The following is an 18710-nucleotide window of genomic DNA, read 5'->3' as shown; positions in this document are numbered from 1 at the left end:
CCGAGGCGCAGGGCCGCTGGCAGGCCCATTCCTCCTGCTGGGCCGGCGGGGTGTCAGGACGGCACGGCGGGGCAGCGGGTGCCCCGCGGCGGGACTGTCAGATCGGTGAGGTAGCTGTCCACGGCGTCCTCCATGCACGGGCCGCTGGTGACGCTTCCGTGACCCTGGCCCTCGTAGGTGAGGAGCACGCCGCTGCGGCCGAGCTGCCGGGCCACCGAGACCGCCCACGGGTAGCCGGTGGCGGGGTCGTGCAGCGCGTTGGACACCAGGACCGGCGGGGCGCCGTGCACGTCCAGCCGGTGCTGCGGGTTGGCGGTCGGCGCGCCCAGACACGCCGCTGCCATGTGGACCGGCAGCAGGTACGGCAGGTCGGGCGCCGTCGTGTTCATCATGGCGACCAGCGAGGCGTACTCCTCGTAGTCGCGCACCGGCAGGTGCCAGTCCGAGCAGAAGACCGGGGTGGCCGGTGGCAGCGGCGCTGTCGAGGTGGGTGACGCCGGGAGCGGCTCGCTCGCCTCCATCTTCGCGATCGTCGTGGCCAGGCCCGCGTAGTCGGGCTTGTAGAACTTCTGGAACGCGATCTTGTTGACCAGGTCGGAAGACGACAGCGGGGTGCCCGGTTTCGTCGGGTGCGCCAGCTCGCCGCGCCGGGCCTGCGCCAACAGGCCCTGCCAGACGGCGCGGACGTCACGGCCGTGCAGCGCGCAGTCCGCGGCACCGGCGCACCACTTCACGAACTCCTGGAAGGAATCCTCTGCCGTGGCCGCCTCGGACCGCAGGAAGTCACGGGTGGCCCGCACGCTGTGGTCTATGACGCTCTCCAGCACCATCGCGCGCACCCGGCGCGGATAGGTCTCGGCGTACTGCGCCCCGAGCAACGTGCCGTACGAGCTGCCGTGGAAGGTGAGTTCCCGCTCGCCGAGGGCGGCCCGGAGGGCGTCCACGTCCCGGACCGTCTGCGCGGTGTCGAGGTGGTCGAACACCGGGCCCGTACGGGCCCGGCAGTCGGCACGGAGCCGCCTGTTGTACGCCATGGTGGCGTCGAAGTCCGCCTGGCTCTTCAGCTCCGGTGACGGCCGCTCGGCGAGCAGGGCGCCGGAGCAGGTCACCGGGTTGCTGCCGCCCACGCCGCGCGGGTCGAAGCTGACGATGTCGAACCTGCGGCGGATCTCGGGGCTGAACCGGCTGATCCGGTCCACCACCATCTGCACACCCGAGTCACCCGGCCCGCCGGGACCGAACACCATCGAGCCGACGCGTGCGCCGGGGTCGGTGGCCTTGCGGCGGGCCACAGCCAGGTCGAGTCTCGGCCCGCCCGGGTCGGTCCAGTCGACCGGCACCGAGAGGGTGGCGCACTCGGCTCCCGGCTTGTCCGGGTCATCGCACGGCGCCCAACGCAGGGCCCCTTCGGCGGACGGCGACGCGTGGACCGCGGGAGCGGCGGCGAGGCCGGTGATGACGGCCGTGGCGGCTGCCACGGCCATGGCCGTGCCTCGCGCGGCGACGCGCCGCAGTGCGGATCTGCCCCTTAACGGCATGGAACCTCCCGGTGAAGACAGCGGATGTGTCAGGCGTGCGGACCCGGCCGGGGCACCGTTGTCACGCTAGACGCACTCTCCACCACGCGGAGCCCCGGTCAGGGGCATCTCCGGGTGCGGTCCGGGATCGCTCAGGGACGGCCGGGTCCTGGAGCGAGAAAAGATCCGGGTCGGATCAGGGAAACGGCTCCGCCGCACGCCGAGCCGGCCGCCACCGGCAGTGGCGCGTCGCAACCCACACCGAACTCGGAAGGAGCCCAGCACCCGGCACGCGTCTCATCAACGAGCCAGGACACCACACCTGCTCGCGGTGCGCCCCCAGCGGCGGCGCACCGCGAGCCGTTCTCCGTCGTCAGCGGGTGCCGACCGCCGCGCGCACCGCCCTGCGGGCCAGCTGGCAGTCGTCGTGCAACCGCCGCAGCAGCAGCCGCTGTTCCTCGCCGGACGGCACGGCACCAGGCAGCACGGTGCCCGGGGGCACCGGGGCGGCCTCCTGCATCGAACGCTGCACGGCCGTCTCGTACGTGCGGATCTCACGGGTCAGCAGCAGCATCAGGTTCACCAGGAAGGCATCCCGGGAGGCCGGGCCCGCCGACTGGGCGAGCTGACTGATGTGGCGCCGGGCCACCGGAGCGGAGTCCCCGAGGACCAGCCACAGCGTCGCCAGGTCGTACCCCGGCAGGTACCAGCCCGCGTGCTCCCAGTCCACCAGCATCGGACCGGCCGGCGACAGCAGGATGTTCGACAGCAGGGCGTCGCCGTGACAGAACTGGAGCATGCCCTGCCGGCCCACCTCGTGGGCGATGCCGTGCAGCAGCTTCTGCAGGTCGCCGAGGTCCCGGTCGGTGAGCAGGCCCAGTTCGTGGTACCGGGAGATCCGGGCCGCGTAGTCCAGCGGCATGTCGAAGGTGCCCGCCGGGGGCCGCCAGGCGTTCACCCGGCAGATGGCGCCGAGCGCCGCCCGGATGTCCGCGCGCGGCGGTGCCTCCATCGGATGCCGCTGGAACGCCACCGGACGGCCCGGCAGCCGTTCGATCACCAGCGTGCAGTTGTCCGGGTCCGCCGCGATCAGCCTCGGCACCCGCACCGGCGGCCGGTGCCGGACGAACGAGCGGTATGCGGCTATTTCCTGACGGCTCCGCTCCACCCACGCCGGCGCGTGGTCCAGGAGGCACTTGGCCACCGCCGTACCGCGCCCCGTCGTCCCGACCAGAAGGACCGACCGCCCGCCCTGCCGCAGCACCTGCACCGGTACGAACTCGGGGCAGATCCGCTGCACCGAGGCGAGTGCGGTCCGCAGCCGCGCGCCCTGCGGGCCGGACAGGTCCAGCCGTCCGCTGAGCGGCTGGGTCCCGGGCCGGCCCGGAACCCGCCGCGGCCGGCCCACCCCCGGTACCGGGACGCCGGGACGCGCCACCGGGTCCAGGTACGGCCCGCCACCCGCAGGACGGGTGCGCAGCGGCCGGGCCGGGGCGGACACGGAGGACGATGCTGCGTACATGGGAAAGACAGATCCCTTCGTGTGCCTGCTGTGCCTGCCTGTACGTCCGCACTCCGAACCCGTGCTCGCGGGTGTGTGCCCCGTGAGCGTGGTTTCGGGAGCGTACGCCCACCCGACCCGGCCCTCCGGGCACACCCTGGGGAATGTGCCCGGCATGTGCGACCGGATGGCCGTCACCGGGAGGTGGCGGACCAGGTCGGGGTGGCGCGTTCCTACCTGACACCCGATGAGTGGTGGCACACCATCTGGCGCACCCTGGCGAACCGTGGCGAATAGTCGCCCGGCAACCCGCACCCGGCTACTGTCAACTCAGCCGAGAACCTGGGGGCTTGACGTGAGCGGACGACCCAATACCCGCCTTGCGGACCTGTTCGGCCTGGCCGGCTGGTCGAAGGGCGAACTCGCGAGACTGGTCAACCGGCAGGCGGCGGCCATGGGCCATCCCCAGCTGGCGACCGACACCTCCCGGGTGCGGCGGTGGATCGACATGGGAGAGATCCCGCGCGATCCCGTGCCGCGGGTGCTGGCGGCCCTGTTCACCGAGCGTCTCGGCCGTGTCGTGACCATCGAGGACCTCGGTCTGGTACGGCAGGGGCGTGCGGGGAAACGACAGGGCGACGGGATCGAGGAACACCCCGACGGCCTGCCCTGGCCGCCCGAGCGGACCGCCGCGGTCCTCACCGAATTCACGGGAATGGACCTCATGCTCAACCGACGCGGCTTGGTGGGCGCGGGTGCCGCGCTCGCCACGGGATCCACACTCAGCGGTGCCATGTACGAATGGCTGCACACCGATCCGGCCCTCAGGGCCGACGCCCCTGTTCTCGACAACCCTTTGCACGTCGACCCGGCCGGGTTCGACCGGTACGAGGCCGCCCCCGTCGGATCCCAGGAGATCGAGGCGCTGGAGCGCTCGGTCGAGGTGTTCCGGGCCTGGGACGCGGCCCGTGGCGGCGGCCTCCAGCGCAAGGCGGTGGTGGGCCAGCTCAACGAGGTGGGCGGCATGCTCGCCTACCACCATCCCCCCCACCTCCAGCGGCGTCTGTGGGGCGTCGCCGCCAACCTCGCCGTCCTCGCGGGCTGGATGTCGCACGACGTCGGCCTGGAACCCACGGCGCAGAAGTACTTCGTGATCGCCGCCCACGCCGCCCGGGAGGGCGGTGACCGGCCGCGCGCGGGGGAGGCGCTGTCCCGGGCGGCCCGGCAGATGGTGCACCTCGGCCGCCCGGACGAGGCACTGGACCTGATGAAGCTGGCCCAGTCCGGCGCCGGGGACGGACTCCAGCCTCGTACGAAGGCCATGTTCCACACCATCGAGGCCTGGGCGCAGGCGGCGATGGGCAAGGGGCAGGCGATGCGCCGCACGCTCGGCCGGGCGGAGGACCTGTTCGTCAGCGACCGGCAGGACGCGGCGACCCCGGACTGGATGCAGACCTTCAAGGACGAGGACCTGTACGGCATGCAGGCGCTCGCCTACCGCACCCTGGCGGAGTTCGCCCCGAACGCGGCCGGACCCGCCCAGCACTACGCGCAGAAGGCCCTCGCCCTGCGCGTGGACGGACGGGAGCGGTCGAAGATCTTCGACCACCTCTCCATGGCGTCGGCCTGCTTCATCGCCGACGACCCCGAACAGGCCGACCGCTACGCGCGGCTGGCCCTGATGGCGATGGGCTCCAACTCCTCGCGTCGCACCTGGGACCGGCTGCGGCAGATGTACCGGCTGACCGCGCAGTACGCCGGCTCTCCCGGGATCCGGGAACTGCGCGAGGAGATCAGAATCGCCCTGCCCAAGCAGCGGGCCAAGAAGGACGGTGCCGGCGCGCAGGTGTAGGGGAGCTGCGCGCCGCCCGGCCCGAGGGGCCGGTCGTCTTCATACGGTGACCTTGGCGGCGAGCACGCACGCGTCGTCCTCGCGTCCGGGGCCGCCGAACTCCTCGACGACCGTGCGCACACAGTCCCGTGCGGTCCGCGCGGGGCCGAACCGGGGGGCGAGGCCGAGCAGCCGGTCCACGGTCGACGTCCCGTCGTGTTCCGGCAGCAGCGCGCCGGTGTGCAGCAGGAGCAGGTCGCCCGGGCGCAGGGTGACGGCGGACTCTTCGTAGCGGGTGCCCGAGGAGGCGCCGAGGGGGGCGCCGTCCGGCGCGTCCAGCGGGCGCCCCGTCCCGTCGCGGTACAGCAGCGGGGCGGGGTGTCCGGCGCGCGCCCACAGAAGGGTGCGGGTCGAGGGCAGGTAGCGGCAGCAGACGGCGCTGCCGAGGGCGGGCTGCGCGGCGGTGTCGAGCAACCGGTTCAGCAGGGTGAGCAGCCGGCCGGGCCGGGTGCCGGCCATCGCCATGCCGCGTACGGCACCGAGCAGCATCGCCGTGCCGGAGGCGGCGGCCACGCCCTGTCCGGTGATGCCGCCCACGGTGAGCTGGGTCTGGCCGTCGGTCAGTTCCAGCGCGTCGTGCCAGTCCGCGCCGATCAGGGTGGCGGTCGCGGCGGGGAGGCGGTGGGCGGCCAGGTCCAGGGCCGCCGGCTCCTGGTGCGGCAGCCGCAGGGAGCCGTGCCAGGGCGGCGGCACGGCTTGCTGTGACCCGGCCGCGGTCCGGTGCCCGGTCTGCTCCCGCCGGCGGTGCCGGTGCAGCGAGTCACGGGTCTCGGACACCGTCCGCTGGCTGTGGCGCAGTTCGCTGACGTCCCGCAGCACGGCCCACATGGAGGTCGTGCCGCCGTCGGCGCCGAGCACGGGTTCGCCCATCATGTGCACGGTCCGTACGGTGCCGTCGGGCCGTACGACGCGGAACTCGCCGTCGATCGGTTTGGCGTCGACCAGGCAGGCCGTCACCATCTCGGTGAGTTTCGGCCGGTCCTCCGGCAGGACCAGACCGGGCAGCTCGTCCAGGGTGAGGGCGGGGCCGGCCGGGTCGAGGCCGAGGATCCGGTACAGCTCCGCGGACCAGGTGGCCTGGTCCGTCAGCAGGTCCCACTCGGCGCTGCCGACGCGGGCGAGTAGCGAGCCGTCCGGGGCGGCGGGCGGCGGGTCGGGCCGGGTGGGGCCGGGCGGCGGGCCGTCCCGCAGCTGGGCCAGGTGTGCGTCGATGTCGTTCAGTTGGCGCAGGGCGAGGTCGTACAGGGCGCGCTGCCAGCGTTCCTCGGGGTCCGCGCCGTCGCCGCGGGTGTCACGCCGTACGGCGTCCACGTCGCCCTTGAGCCGCCGCGTCTGCCTTATCAGTGCCTCGACCGACCCGCGGCCGGGCGGCTGGGCGGCTGGGCGGTCCGCGGAGACTGGGGACGGCATGACGCACTCCGGAAATGGGGGGTCGGTACGGCGGTGACGGCGGGACCGTTACGACTCTCGCACAGCCCGCGACCGCCTGTAAGGGATTTGGCAACACACGTTACGGTGGTGCCTCAGGCATATGCCAGAGTCCTTCCGGAGGGATTCATGGGGACGAAAAGCCTACCCGCGGCGGTGCCCAAGTCGTAGGAATCGTACGTGTGTTGGGTGAGGCGGGCGCTCTGGGCCCGGGGTTCGGGCGGACGTTCGACAACGCCGCGTTCCAGAGGGTGGCGGAGCGGCCGGTACCCGCCGAACTCTGACCGGAATTGGCGGCATGCGACCGGCCCTCACGGACTCCTTATGAGCATGGAGACCACCGTCGCACAGCTCGCCCACGCCCGCCTCGTCGCCGCCGGGGACCGTGAGGTCCCGGTGCCCGCCACGCTGCGCTACACCGCCGACGATCCGCTCGCGGTGTACCTGGACTTCCCCGCCGAGGCCGCCCTGCACGGCGAGGAGGTCACCTGGACCTTCGCGCGCTCCCTGCTCGACGAGGGGCTGGGGGCCCCGGCCGGTCAGGGGGACGTACGGATATGGCCCTGCGGCCGCACCGGGACCGTCCTGGAACTCCACTCGCCGCACGGCATGGCCCTGCTGCTCTTCCCGGCCCCGGCGCTGCGCGCTTTCCTGCGGCGCACGTACGAGGTGGTGGCGGGCGGTGAGGAGGATGTGACGGGGGTGGTGGAACGGGGGCTGAGCGCGCTGTTCGGCGGTGTGTGAGCCGGCGCGGCGGGCCTGACACCGCGCCGGTCGCGCCGTCAGCCGCCGGGCCGGGCGTACAGCGCCGGGCGGGGGGCCGGTTCGACGGTCACCCGCGTGCCGGTCTCCAGGGACCGTACGCCCGCCTCGGCGACCACGGACGCCGCGTACCCGTCCCAGGCGCTCGGACCGGTCACCTCGCCGCGCCGGGTGGCGTCCACCCAGGCCTGCACCTCGCGGTCGTAGGCGTCGGCGAAGCGGACGAGGTAGTCCCGGGCCACCTCCTCGCGGGCGCCGTCCCGGGTGGTGACCACCATGGTGTGCGCCTCGCCGATCCGCGCGCTGCCCGCCTCGCACACCGCCTCGCAGCGCACCTGGTAACCGAAACCGCAGTTGACGAAGACCTCGACGTCCACCAGGGCCCCCGACTCGGTCTCGAACAGCACGAACTGCGGGTCGGACAGGCCCTCGGGCGCGCGGGAGGACGGCGTGGGCCGCAGCACGGTGACCGCCGTCAGCTCCTGTCCGAGCAGCCAGCGGGCCGCGTCGATCTCGTGCGACACCGAGCTGTTGATCAGCATGGCGCTGGTGAAGCCCTCGGGTGAGGAGACATTGCGGTGGGTGCAGTGCAGCATCAGGGGCCGGCCCAGACCGCCGCCGTCCAGCAGAGCCTTCAGCCGCCGGTACTCGGCGTCGTAGCGGCGCATGAAGCCGATCTGCGCCAGCCGGCGGCCGAGCGCGGCCTCGGCCTCCACGACCCGCAGGGCGCCTGTGGAGTCCGGCACCATGGGCTTCTCGCACAGCACCGGCAGCCGGCGGGCGAAGGCGGCGAGCAGGGCCTCCTCGTGCGCGGGCCCCGGGGACGCGATCAGGACCGCTGCCACACCGGGTGCGTCGAGAGCGGCCAGCGGGTCTGTGTGCACGCTGACCCCGGTCAGGCCGGCCACCGCCGCCTCGGCCCGGGCGGGATCGGGATCGGCGACGGCCGCGACCCTGGCGCCGCTCACCACCCGATCGAGGCGCCGTATATGGTCCGCGCCCATGTGCCCGGCACCCAGTACGGCCACACCCAGCAACTCACCCATGCACACGCTCCCGCACGCCGACGATCACGCCGTAGCGTACGCGGGGGCTGGGACCCGGGAGCGGGGAGCGAGGGCAGAGGGGCTTTCGGGCTCAGTACCGCAGCACCCCGGCGATGCCGTCCGCGTCGCCCAGCGTGCCGTCCGGGACGAAGCGCACGTCGGCTCCGGTCTCCAGGCACCGCTCGACGATCTCGTCCACGATGTCGTCGCGGACGTCCGGGTCGCCGGGCCGGGCCGGTTCCAGGTGGTCGCCGGTCTCGCGGACGGTCGTCCGGTAGTTCTCCTCCACGGCGAGCAGCCGGACGCGGCCGTCCCGGGCGCTCTGCCACAGCTCGTCCACCCCGGCCGCGTAGGCCCGGCGCCCGCGCGCCGAGGTCAGGTCCCGCACGACGGACGCGGCGTTCTTGCGGGACTCCTCCTCCAGGACCGGCCGGATGGCCTGCCACACCGCCTCCGGACCGGCGTGGGCGAGCCCGCCACGCCGTATCGGCACGGCGTGGCGCGCGACGGTGCCGGCCTCCTCCATCAGGGACAGCGCGGCCTGCTCGCCGGTGAGGTACAGCGGCCGGGGCGCCTGGCGCAGGATCCTGCTCATGGCGGTGTCCGCCTCCCGCAGGAACCGGCGCGTGCCCTCGTCGCGGAAGGTGCTCGGCTGGTCGCCGATCCGCATGAGCCGCTCGGCGTCGAAGTTCTCCCGGGCGCGCGTCAGCGGGAAGCCGCCCCAGTGCTCCTCCACGACGCGGCCGGCGCCGCCGTTCCACAGCGTGACGCGGTCGGCGGAGAGCGACAGCACCCAGAAGGGCCGTTCGGCAGCGTGGGCCGACACCAGGTTGCGGGTCAGGAAGGTGTCCGCCAGCACCACCCGCTCGGGAACGGGCCGGGCCAGGGACCACACCTGGTGCTCACCCGGCGCGGCGAAGATCACCAGACCGTCCTCGGGGTGTGACAGGTCGACCTCGGCCAGGGCCCGGTCGAGTTGCGCCTCGACGTCGGCACGCCGCTCACGGGTGACGGCCGGGTCGGACTCCAGCCGCCGGCGCGCCTCGGTCAGTGCGTTGCGCAGCCGGACCTGGTCCTGGCCGTTCCCGCGTTGCCGGCGGTGCGTCGGGGTCAGCACGGAGACCGCCGGATAGGGGCGCGGGCGGCGCAGTTCGGCGAGGGTCGCGGGACTCAGTGCGTGCTCCATGACAGCACGATAGGGCGGAATCACCATTACGGCATTCGGGGTAATCGGGACCTTTGCGGCGACCTCCCGCCCGCGCCCTCGCGTCACCGCCGGTACACCCCGGAGTCCGCCCGCCGGGTTTCTGATCGCGAAGACGTAACACGCCGTTAACTTGAGGAAGTTTTTGCCTGTGGCCGGTTCTCGTCGGTTGATGTGCGACGACATGCGGATCCACCGATTTTGCTGAGGCAAAACGCGGCCGAAACCGTGGAACCGGATACCCGTCCCGTGTTTCCGGCGCGTTGACTCGGCCGGACGCCTGACGGACGCTCGATATAGATGCTCGATACAACTGGTTTGCCCGGCGGGCCTCCCACTCCCAAGGAAGAGGCAGGTGAGCGGGGGTCCGCCGGCGGCCGGAGGCAGGAGGTAGCGCATGTGCGGCATCACCGGATGGGTCTCCTTCGACCGTGATCTGACCACCGAGGCCACCGCCTTGGACGCGATGACCGAGACGATGGCCTGCCGCGGCCCGGACGCCCGCGGCACCTGGAGCGAGGGGCCCGCCGCCCTGGGGCACCGCCGGCTCGCCATCATCGACCTGCCCGGCGGCCGCCAGCCGATGTCCGTGCCCACTCCCGAGGGCACCGTGGCCATGGTCTACTCCGGCGAGGCGTACAACTTCACCGAACTGCGCCGGGAACTCACCGACCGTGGTCACCGGTTCACCACCGACTCCGACACCGAGGTGGTGCTGCACGGCTATCTGGAGTGGGGCGACGCGGTCGCCGAACGGCTCAACGGCATGTACGCGTTCGCCGTGTGGGACGGCCGGCACGACAAGTTGGTGATGATCCGCGACCGCATGGGCATCAAGCCCTTCTACTACTACCGGACCCCCGACGGCGTCCTGTTCGGCTCCGAGCCCAAGGCGATCCTCGCCAACCCGCTGGCCCGGGCCCGCGTCACCCTGGACGGGCTGCGCGAGCTGTTCGTCATGATCAAGACGCCGGGCCACGCCGTCTGGGACGGCATGGCCGAGGTGGAACCCGGCACCGTCGTCACCGTCGACCGCTCCGGCCTGTCCACCCGCGTGTACTGGCGCCTGGAGACCCGTCCGCACACCGACGACCGGGACACCACGATCGCCACCGTGCGCTCGCTCCTCGACGACATCGTGCGCCGCCAGCTGGTCGCCGACGTGCCGCGCTGCACCCTGCTCTCCGGCGGACTCGACTCCTCGGCCATGACCTCGCTCGCCGCCCGGCAGCTCGCCGTCCACGGCGAGAAGGTGCGCAGCTTCGCCGTCGACTTCGCCGGGCAGACCGACAACTTCGTCGCCGATGAGCTGCGCGGCACGCCCGACACGCCCTTCGTGCACGACGTGGCCCGGCTCGCCGGCACCGAGCACCAGGACATCGTGCTCGACTCCGACGCCCTCTCCGACCCCGATGTGCGCGAGCGGGTGATCCGGGCCCGCGACCTGCCGTCCGGGCTCGGCGACATGGACACGTCGCTGCTGCTGCTCTTCCGCGCGATCCGGGAGAAGTCCACGGTGGCCCTGTCCGGCGAGTCCGCCGACGAGGTCTTCGGCGGCTATCTGCAGTTCTTCGACGAGGAGGCGCGCCACGCCGACACCTTCCCGTGGCTGGCGAACATGAGCCGCCACTTCGGGGAGGACGCCGATGTGGTGCGTGCCGATATAGCCAAGGCCCTGGACCTTGAGGGCTATGTGGCCGACGGCTACCGCACCGCCGTCGCCGGCATCGACCGGCTGGAGGGCGAGAGCGACTTCGAGTACCGCATGCGGCGGATGAGCCATCTGCACCTGACCCGCTTCGTGCGCATGCTGCTCGACCGCAAGGACCGCATGAGCATGGCCGTCGGCCTGGAGGTCCGGGTGCCGTTCTGCGACCACCGGCTGGTCGAGTACGTCTACAACACGCCCTGGGCGCTGAAGTCCTTCGACGGCCGGGAGAAGAGCCTGCTCCGGGAGGCGACGGCGGACCTCCTGCCGAAGTCCGTGTACGACAGGGTCAAGAGCCCGTACCCGTCCACCCAGGACCCCGGGTACGCCCGCGCGCTCCAGGAGCAGGTCAAGGAGCTGCTGGCCCGGCCCTCCCACCCCGTGTTCGACCTGCTCGACCGGGACCGGGTGCGGGCGGCCACCGAACGCGACACACCGGTGAGCACCCAGGCCGCCCGGCGCGGACTGGAACGCGCCCTGGACCTCGCCGGGTGGCTGGACCTGTACTCGCCGGAACTGGTCCTCGGCTGAGCCGGAGCCCGGCCGGGACCGGTCCGGGCGCCTGGCCCGGACGGGCCCGAGCCGGGTGCCCGGCCCGGGCCGGCGTTAGGCGGGTGGGCCGGGTCCGGTGCCCTGGCCCGGGCGCCGAGCCCGGTGCTCAGTCCAGCCCGATGACGCGGTCCGCGGCCCGGGCCGTCGGCTGCCACCACGTGGTCACCGGCTCCCAGACGAGCACCTGGCGTCCGGTGCCGAGCCGCCCGGCGGTGAAGGACCGGCCCCAGTGCGCGGCCGACGCCGCCACCGTGACCGAGTCCGCCCGGCGGGCCTCGGGGTCCGCCGGGTCGCCGATGGTCCGGACGGCGGCATAGGCGGTGCCGCCCGCCGCCAGCCGGTAGCCGCCGGTGCCGCCCTCGGGCACCGGCAGCGCGGCCCCGTCCAGGCCGCCGAAGGTCACCGTGGGCACGCGGTCGACGACGCAGGCGCGGGCGGTGCGGTTGGTGACGCTGACCCGCAGCACGGTCGGCCGGCCGGTGGCGGCCTTCGCCCGCACCGTCAGCGCCCGCTCGGCGCAGTGGGCGGCCCGCTCCTGGCCGGCGGCGGCCTGGCTCTGCGGCGCGCTCAGCAGCAGGGCCGCCGCGGCGGCCGAGACGGCGGTGGATACGACGATGGCGGCGCGGATGGGCATGGAGGTGTCCCCCTGTCGTGGTCGGGAGCGGGACGCTGCGCCCGGCTCGCGGAACTGGACGACGGCCCCGGGCCGCACGCCGTAGGCGATCGGCGGCCGGGACCCGCCTGCCCTGTGTGACGGCCGGCGCGGCCGGGAGGTTGCCCCGGCCGGCGGCCCTCACCCGGTCGTGTCCCGTCCGACACCGGTGGGCACCCGGCCGTCAGCCGGCGTCCTCCGGGCCGACGGCCGCGGGGGCGTCCGCCGGACAGGAGCCGCCGCCGGCCGGCAGCGTGCCGTAGAGCAGGAAGTCGTTGACCGTGTGGTGCACGCACAGGGAAGAGGAGTACCCGGTGTGGCCCTCACCCTTGTTGTCCAGCACCACCGCCGAGGGGCCCAGCCGGCGGGCGGTCTCCACGGTCCACCGGTACGGTGTGGCCGGGTCACCGCGCGTGCCCACGAGCAGCATCTTCGCCGTGTGCACGTCCTTGACCCGCTCGCGGATGAAGTCGGTGCCCTTGGGCCGGCCGTAGCACAGCGGCAGCTGGGTGAGCCGGTAGCGGCCGAAGACCGGTGAGGCGTGGTCGTAGGCGGCCCGCAGCGTCCTCATCTCCTCGGTGAGCCGCGCCGCGTCCGGCCGCTCGGGGTCGTCCGCGCAGTTGATCGCCATCAGCGCGGCCGGCAGGTTGTCCACGGGGACGTCGGCGGCGTCCACCAGCCCGCCGTCCTCGCGATGGCGGACAGGGGAGGCACCGGCGCGGTCCGTGCGGTCGCGGTCGAGGGAGGCACCGGAACCGTCCGTGCGCGCGTGCTCCCGGGACGGGCCGGTGCGGTCCGTGCCGTAGCGGACGTGGGGCAGGCCGACACCGCTCGTGGCGAAGCCGAGGAGCCGGCGGGTGTCGCCGTCCTCCACCAAGGAGGCCAGCGCGCGCTCCAGCGAGGGCCACGAGCGCTTGCTGTACAGGCCCTGCGCGAGGGCACCCACCAGATCCTGTCCGGTGAACGAGGCGCCGCCGAACTCCGTCGGCACCGGGTCCCGGTCGAGCGAGCGCACCAGCCGGAGCACCTCGTCCCCGGCCCGGCGCCGGTCCTGGCCGAACGGACAGCCGACATCCGTCGTACACCAGTCCAGGAAGTCGTCCAGTGCCTGCTGCTGCCCCTCGGCGCCCGCCAGGCCCTGTTCGGCCGACGACTCGGTCAGCGTGTCCACGCCGTCCAGGGCGAGCCGGCCGACCTGGTCCGGGAACTGCGCCGCGTACACCGCGCCGAGCCGGGAACCGTAGGAGAAGCCGAGGTAGTTGAGCTTGTCGTCGCCGAGCGCCTGGCGGATGACGTCCAGGTCGCGCGAGGCGTTCACGGTGCCGATGTGGGGCAGCACAGGGCCGGAGTTGCGGGCGCACTCCTCGGCCACCTGCCGCAACTGCCGGAGCAGGGCCTGCGACTGGCCGGCCCCCGTGTCCTGCCTGGGCACCGCGGGGACCGTGACACCGCCCTCGCCGCAGCTGACGGGGGAGGAGCGGCCGACGCCGCGCGGGTCGAAGGTGACCACGTCGTAGCCGTCGGTGAGATCCATGAACTGCCTGCCCTCGTTGGCCAGTCCGGGGATGCCGGCGCCGCCCGGGCCGCCGAAGTTCAGCACCACCGAACCGTGGGAGGGTCCGGTCGCGCGGTAGCGGGCCAGCGCCAGGTCGAGGGTGCCCGCGCCCGGCCTCGCGTAGTCGAGCGGCACGGTGACCTTCGCGCACTGGAGGTCCTCGGGCAGGTCCGGGCCCGGGCAGGCGGCCCAGGCCGGCCGCTGCTGGTAGAAGCGCGTCAGGTCGGGCTGCGGCCGGTCGGCGGCGGCCGCGGGCAGCCCGGCCCCGAGCAGCGCCAGGGCGAGCACCGAGGCACCCGCGCAGCGCCGCACGAAGGGCCGTGTGGACAGCATGGTCAGCATCGATCGCCTCCCGGGGCACGCCCGCCACGGACCGGGGGCGGCGCCCTCGGATCACCATAAGCGGCCCCTTCCGGGCCCGCCTCCCGGCGAGCGGGACGGCATCCGCCGTCGTATCCTGCGCCCCCTCCGCGCCTGTTGATGATCATTCGATGGCTTTGCGTGCGGTTCGATAGCAGTGCAACTCGATGGGGTGAAAGACCGATAAGCCATAACTGGGATGGTTCACGGGCGTTTTAGGTGGTGCGGGTGAGTGCCCGCGCGATGTCTGGAAGGCAGGGACCTCATGAGACGGGCTACCCGAAACGGTGTGATCGCTGTCGCCGCCGCATCCGGCGCGATGGCCGTGGCGTTCCCGGTGTCCGCCGCCTTCGCGGCCGACGGGGCCGGTGCCCGGGGCACGGCGGCCGGCTCACCCGGACTGATCTCCGGCAACGGCATCCAGCTCCCCGTGGACGTGCCGGTGAACGTCTGCGGCAACACGGTCGACATCGTGGGGCTGCTCAACCCGGCCGCGGGCAACGCCTGCGCGAACACCGGCAAGGCGCGGGCCGACGGCGCCGGACACGGCGGCACGCCGTCCCGGTCCGGCGGGGCCTCCGCCCACGGCGCGACGGCGAAGTCGCCCGGTGTGGTCTCGGGCAACGGCATCCAGCTCCCCGTCGACCTGCCGGTCAACATCACCGGCAACAGCGTCGACGTGGTCGGCGTCGGCAACCCGGTGTTCGGCAACCAGTCGGTCAACGGCCCCGGCGACACCCACCGGCCGGCCCCGCACACCCCCGCCCGGCACACCCCGGCCCCGAAGCCCCGGGCCCCGAAGCCGCAGCCCCCCACCCGGACCCACCCCGCCCCGCACGACCCGCGCCCGGCCGTGTCCGCACTGGCCCACACCGGAGCGGACGCCACCGCCCCCGCGGCGGCCGCCAGCGCCGCGCTCATCGTCGCGGGCGCCCTCCTCTACCACCGCTTCCGCCCGGCCCGCCACCACTGACCCGCCGCTCTGACAGAGACCGGGCCCGGGACGCCTGGGCCCCGGGGCGAGCGCGGCTACGAGCCCGGGGCGGACCACGGTTCTGGGCGCCGCCTCCCATACCGACGGCGACGCCCATGACGGTCACCCCGAGCCGGACAGGCACGTCCGCACGCACTCTCACGGCGGCGGGGCCCCGGCCCGGGCGAGCCCCGCCCGTACGGTCGTCCAGGTGCGCGTCGGCCGATCTGCCCGTGGCGCGGCTCGCGGTGATCCGGAAGGATGCTGCGGGCGGCCGGCCGAGGGCCGTGCCGTACGACAGCCCGACCCCGACGGAAACGGAGCGCACCGATGACCTCTGCGGCCCCCCAGGACCTCGTCGTCACCCAGGCCACCCTCGCCGACTGGCCGGTGATCAGCGGGTGGGCGGCGGCGGAGGGCTGGAACCCCGGACTGTCCGACGGCCCCGCCTTCTTCGCCCAGGACCCCGAGGGGTTCTTCCTCGGCCGGATCGACGGGGAGCCGGTCTCCGCCATCTCCGTGGTCAACCACGGACCCGACTACTCCTTCCTCGGCTGCTACCTGGTCCGCCCCGGCCTGCGCGGCCGGGGACACGGCCTCACCACCTGGAAGACCGCGCTGGCGCACGCCGGGAACCGGACGATCGGCCTGGACGGGGTGGTCGCCCAGCAGGACAACTACCGCCAGTCCGGCTTCCGGCTCGCCCACCGCACCATCCGGTTCACCGGCCCCGCCCCGGAGGCGGAGCCGCCCGCCGGCGTCCGCCCGGCCGGCCCCGCCGACCTCGCGGCGATCACCGCCTACGACAGCGCCTGCCACCCCGCCGACCGCCCCCGGTTCCTCGCCGAGTGGCTCACCACACCCGGCCACCGCGCCGTCGTCCGCGACGACGGCGGGCACCTGACCGGCTACGGCGTGATCCGCCCCGGCCAGGACACGCTGCGCATCGGCCCCCTCTTCGCGGACACCGCCGCCGACGCCCGGGCCCTGTTCGCCGCCCTCACCGCCGATGTGCCCGGCCGGGAGGTCGCGATCGACGTGCCCGAGCCGAACGCGGCGGCCGTCGCCCTCGCCGAACAGGCGGGCCTGCGGCCCTCGTTCGAGACCGCCCGCATGTACACCGGCCCGGTGCGCGCGTACGCCCAGGAACGGGTGTTCGGGGTCACCACGCTCGAACTCGGCTGACCTCTCAGCCGAGTCGGGTCCGCCCGGAGTGGAAGCGCCGGTGCAGTTCCCGCACGTCGTCCAGCAGTTCCGGTACCGGTCCCGCCACGGCCACCCCGGGCGCGATGTCCCGTACCGGCAGGGTTCGCACGGGCGGTGCGGGGACGTCCAACTCGGCCAGGATGCCGGACAGTTGGACGGAGGAGACGATGTACACGATCCGGCCGAGCCCGACCCAGGCGTGCGCCGCCGCGCACATCGGGCAGTGCTCGCCGGAGGTGTAGACGGTCGCCGCCGCCCGCTCCCCGGGGGTCAGATGCGCGGCCGACCAGCGGGCCAGCTCGAACTCGGGATGCCGGGTGCGGTCCCCGCCCGCCACCCGGTTGCGGTCCTCCGCCAGCACGGTCCCGTCCCCGGCCACGAGGACCGACCCGAAGGGCTCGTCCCCGGCGTCCAGCGCCTCCTCGGCCAGTTCGACACAGCGGCGCAGATACCGCAGCTCATCGTCCCGGACCATCGGCTCACCTCCGTACGTCATGATCTCCGGCCGGGCACGTTACGGCCACCGCACCCGGCCCGGCCAGCGGCTTTGCCTCCACGGCAAGAGCGCGCCGCCCGGCCGGGAAGGCATACCGCCGCCCCAGCGCGTCCGTGCCGAGTGCCCCAGCGCGTCCGTGCCGCCGCCCCAGCGCGTCCGTACCGAGCGCGCCGGCGCGCTCGGCACGTCGCGTTGTTCTCGAGCCTGCGGTGGTGATCCGGCGCGCTCCCGTCCGGCACCGGAAGCCCCTGTTCACCACCCTGACCGCCATGTACATTTCAGCCAACCGACGTGCGGAGGACACCCCAAGCCGGTTCTACGCGCGCAGACTCGGCGCCCGCACCGCCTCTCCCCACCCTTCACGGAGGTTCGACGGATGCTCGGACGGACAAGATCCCGCCGCGGCGGCACCACCGCCCTGGTCGGCGCGGCGCTGCTGCTCGCCTCGGCCGCCGTACAGACCGGCACCGGCGCCCCCGCCCACGCGGCGACCACCCACCGCGTCCTGTTCGACAACGCCCACGCCGAGACGGCCGGCAACGCCGACTGGATCATCTCCACCAGCCAGCCCGACCCGCTCGGCCAGGACTCCTCCCCGTCCGCCGAGACCGACTGGACCGGGGCCCTGTCCTCCTGGGGCGTCGCGCTGCAGAAGACCGGCGACTACAGCCTGAAGACCCTGCCACCGGGCGCCGGCCTCGCCTACGGCGGCACCTCCGCCACCGACCTGACGAACTTCGACACGCTGGTCCTGCCCGAACCCAACACCCTCTTCACCAGCGCCGAGAAGACGGCGATCATGAACTTCGTCAAGAACGGCGGCGGACTGTTCATGATCGCCGACCACACCGGAGCCGACCGCAACAACGACGGCTACGACGCGGTCGAGATCTTCAACGACCTGATGACGAACAACGGCGTCGACTCCACCGACCCGTTCGGCTTCTCCGTCGACCCACTGAGCGTCGGCTCCGACCATCCGGCCGCGATCGGTGACACCACCGACCCGGTGCTGCACGGCTCCTTCGGCACCGTCACCAAGAGCCTGATCGCCAGCGGTACGACCGCCACCCTCAAGCCCGCCGACAACCCCGCCGTCAAGGGCCTGCTCCACCGCACCGGTTACTCCGGCGACACCGGCGTCTTCTTCGCCACCAGCACCTTCGGCAGCGGCCGGGTGGCGTTCTGGGGCGACAGCTCCCCGGTCGACGACGGTACCGGCCAGTCCGGCAACACCCTCTACGACGGCTGGAACGACACCACCGCCACCAACGCGGCCCTCGCGCTCAACGCCACCGCATGGCTGTCCGGGGCGAGCGGCACCGGCACCGGCGGCGGCTCGACGCCCTGCACCACCGCCCAGCTCCTCGGCAACAACGGCTTCGAGTCCGGCGGCACCGTGTGGTCCACCACCAGCGGGGTCATCACCAACTCCACCACCAAGGCGGCCCGTTCGGGCTCCTACTACGCCTGGCTCGCCGGCAACGGCACCGCCACCACCGACACCCTCGCCCAGGCGGTGACCCTCCCGTCCGGCTGCGCGGCCAGGCTGACCTTCCAGCTCCACGTGGACACCGCCGAGACCACCACCAGCACGGCCTACGACACCCTCAAGGTCCAGCTCCTGAACGGCTCCGGCACCGTGCTGCGCACCCTGGCGACGTACTCCAACCTCGACGCCGCCTCCGGCTACACCCAGCGCGCCTTCGACCTCGGCGGCTACGCCGGACAGACCGTCACCCTGAAGTTCACCGGCACCGAGGGCTCGAAGTACCAGACCTCGTTCGTCGTGGACGACACCGCGCTCGACGTGAGCTGAGCCGGGCCCGGGGCGGCGGGGGCGGGCCGTCGTGCGGCTC

14 protein-coding genes are annotated in these 18710 nt (G+C 73.5%); 6 read left to right on the top strand and 8 right to left on the bottom strand.

Features of this window, described 5'->3' with window-relative positions:
- Positions 1–53: 53 nt before the first annotated feature.
- Complete coding sequence (locus tag Srubr_RS01715) at positions 54–1538, bottom strand: alpha/beta hydrolase (RefSeq protein WP_189992911.1); 1485 nt, start codon at positions 1536–1538, stop codon at positions 54–56.
- Positions 1539–1890: 352 nt separating this feature from the next.
- Positions 1891–3039: an aminoglycoside phosphotransferase family protein gene (locus Srubr_RS01710; protein ID WP_189992909.1), complete on the bottom strand. Its 1149-nt coding sequence runs from the start codon at positions 3037–3039 to the stop codon at positions 1891–1893.
- A 334-nt stretch (positions 3040–3373) separates the two neighbouring features.
- Here Srubr_RS01710 and Srubr_RS01705 point away from each other — a divergent pair, with 334 nt between their 5' ends.
- The gene (locus Srubr_RS01705; RefSeq protein WP_189992907.1) at positions 3374–4870 is read left to right on the top strand and encodes a DNA-binding protein NsdB; all 1497 of its coding nucleotides are present in this window, start codon (positions 3374–3376) and stop codon (positions 4868–4870) included.
- Between the two features lie 39 nt (positions 4871–4909).
- Here Srubr_RS01705 and Srubr_RS01700 read toward each other — a convergent pair whose 3' ends face one another.
- A complete protein-coding gene (locus Srubr_RS01700; RefSeq protein ID WP_189992905.1) occupies positions 4910–6319 on the bottom strand; it encodes a PP2C family protein-serine/threonine phosphatase in 1410 nt (469 codons plus the stop codon).
- Positions 6320–6667: 348 nt separating this feature from the next.
- Between Srubr_RS01700 and Srubr_RS01695 the strand changes: the two genes are divergently transcribed.
- Positions 6668–7081, top strand: a complete 414-nt coding sequence (locus Srubr_RS01695) for an SsgA family sporulation/cell division regulator (protein ID WP_189993662.1) — start codon at positions 6668–6670, stop codon at positions 7079–7081.
- A gap of 38 nt (positions 7082–7119) precedes the next feature.
- Here Srubr_RS01695 and Srubr_RS01690 read toward each other — a convergent pair whose 3' ends face one another.
- Together Srubr_RS01690 and Srubr_RS01685 are read right to left on the bottom strand one after the other, a co-directional pair.
- Positions 7120–8145 carry a Gfo/Idh/MocA family protein gene (locus Srubr_RS01690; protein ID WP_189992903.1) on the bottom strand — a complete coding sequence of 342 codons (1026 nt, stop codon included), beginning with the start codon at positions 8143–8145 and terminating at the stop codon, positions 7120–7122.
- A 91-nt stretch (positions 8146–8236) separates the two neighbouring features.
- Complete coding sequence (locus Srubr_RS01685) at positions 8237–9331, bottom strand: baeRF3 domain-containing protein (RefSeq protein ID WP_189992901.1); 1095 nt, start codon at positions 9329–9331, stop codon at positions 8237–8239.
- 415 nt (positions 9332–9746) lie between these two features.
- Here Srubr_RS01685 and asnB point away from each other — a divergent pair, with 415 nt between their 5' ends.
- Entirely contained in the window at positions 9747–11588 is a 1842-nt protein-coding gene (gene asnB / locus Srubr_RS01680; RefSeq protein ID WP_189992899.1) for an asparagine synthase (glutamine-hydrolyzing), read from the top strand.
- Between the two features lie 127 nt (positions 11589–11715).
- On the opposite strand, the gene Srubr_RS01675 is transcribed toward asnB, so the two are convergent.
- Both Srubr_RS01675 and Srubr_RS01670 read right to left on the bottom strand, forming a co-directional pair.
- A complete protein-coding gene (locus tag Srubr_RS01675; RefSeq protein ID WP_189992897.1) occupies positions 11716–12243 on the bottom strand; it encodes a DUF4232 domain-containing protein in 528 nt (175 codons plus the stop codon).
- Between the two features lie 202 nt (positions 12244–12445).
- The gene (locus Srubr_RS01670; RefSeq protein ID WP_189992895.1) at positions 12446–14158 is read right to left on the bottom strand and encodes an alpha/beta hydrolase; all 1713 of its coding nucleotides are present in this window, start codon (positions 14156–14158) and stop codon (positions 12446–12448) included.
- Between the two features lie 283 nt (positions 14159–14441).
- Between Srubr_RS01670 and Srubr_RS01665 the strand changes: the two genes are divergently transcribed.
- On the top strand, positions 14442–15149 hold the full coding sequence (locus Srubr_RS01665; RefSeq protein ID WP_189992893.1) for a chaplin: 708 nt from the start codon (positions 14442–14444) through the stop codon (positions 15147–15149).
- 330 nt (positions 15150–15479) lie between these two features.
- Positions 15480–16334, top strand: a complete 855-nt coding sequence (locus tag Srubr_RS01660) for a GNAT family N-acetyltransferase (protein WP_189992891.1) — start codon at positions 15480–15482, stop codon at positions 16332–16334.
- A 4-nt stretch (positions 16335–16338) separates the two neighbouring features.
- Here the strand turns inward: Srubr_RS01660 and Srubr_RS01655 are convergent, their stop codons facing one another.
- The gene (locus tag Srubr_RS01655) at positions 16339–16830 is read right to left on the bottom strand and encodes a nucleoside deaminase (RefSeq protein ID WP_189992888.1); all 492 of its coding nucleotides are present in this window, start codon (positions 16828–16830) and stop codon (positions 16339–16341) included.
- Between the two features lie 397 nt (positions 16831–17227).
- Here Srubr_RS01655 and Srubr_RS01650 point away from each other — a divergent pair, with 397 nt between their 5' ends.
- On the top strand, positions 17228–18670 hold the full coding sequence (locus Srubr_RS01650) for a M6 family metallopeptidase (protein WP_189992887.1): 1443 nt from the start codon (positions 17228–17230) through the stop codon (positions 18668–18670).
- Positions 18671–18710 lie beyond the last annotated feature (40 nt).

The organism is Streptomyces rubradiris (assembly GCF_016860525.1).
Taxonomy (GTDB): Bacteria; Actinomycetota; Actinomycetes; order Streptomycetales; family Streptomycetaceae; genus Streptomyces; species Streptomyces rubradiris.
This window is presented reverse-complemented; position numbering and strand designations above follow the sequence as displayed.

Coding starts and splice junctions, on each gene's coding strand:
- Srubr_RS01715 (WP_189992911.1), bottom strand. CDS start 1,538: ATGCCGTTAAGGGGCAGATCCGCACTGCGGCGCGTCGCCGCGCGAGGC.
- Srubr_RS01710 (WP_189992909.1), bottom strand. CDS start 3,039: ATGTACGCAGCATCGTCCTCCGTGTCCGCCCCGGCCCGGCCGCTGCGC.
- Srubr_RS01700 (WP_189992905.1), bottom strand. CDS start 6,319: ATGCCGTCCCCAGTCTCCGCGGACCGCCCAGCCGCCCAGCCGCCCGGC.
- Srubr_RS01695 (WP_189993662.1), top strand. CDS start 6,668: ATGGAGACCACCGTCGCACAGCTCGCCCACGCCCGCCTCGTCGCCGCC.
- Srubr_RS01690 (WP_189992903.1), bottom strand. CDS start 8,145: ATGGGTGAGTTGCTGGGTGTGGCCGTACTGGGTGCCGGGCACATGGGC.
- Srubr_RS01685 (WP_189992901.1), bottom strand. CDS start 9,331: ATGGAGCACGCACTGAGTCCCGCGACCCTCGCCGAACTGCGCCGCCCG.
- asnB (WP_189992899.1), top strand. CDS start 9,747: ATGTGCGGCATCACCGGATGGGTCTCCTTCGACCGTGATCTGACCACC.
- Srubr_RS01675 (WP_189992897.1), bottom strand. CDS start 12,243: ATGCCCATCCGCGCCGCCATCGTCGTATCCACCGCCGTCTCGGCCGCC.
- Srubr_RS01670 (WP_189992895.1), bottom strand. CDS start 14,158: ATGCTGACCATGCTGTCCACACGGCCCTTCGTGCGGCGCTGCGCGGGT.
- Srubr_RS01665 (WP_189992893.1), top strand. CDS start 14,442: ATGAGACGGGCTACCCGAAACGGTGTGATCGCTGTCGCCGCCGCATCC.
- Srubr_RS01660 (WP_189992891.1), top strand. CDS start 15,480: ATGACCTCTGCGGCCCCCCAGGACCTCGTCGTCACCCAGGCCACCCTC.
- Srubr_RS01655 (WP_189992888.1), bottom strand. CDS start 16,830: ATGGTCCGGGACGATGAGCTGCGGTATCTGCGCCGCTGTGTCGAACTG.
- Srubr_RS01650 (WP_189992887.1), top strand. CDS start 17,228: ATGCTCGGACGGACAAGATCCCGCCGCGGCGGCACCACCGCCCTGGTC.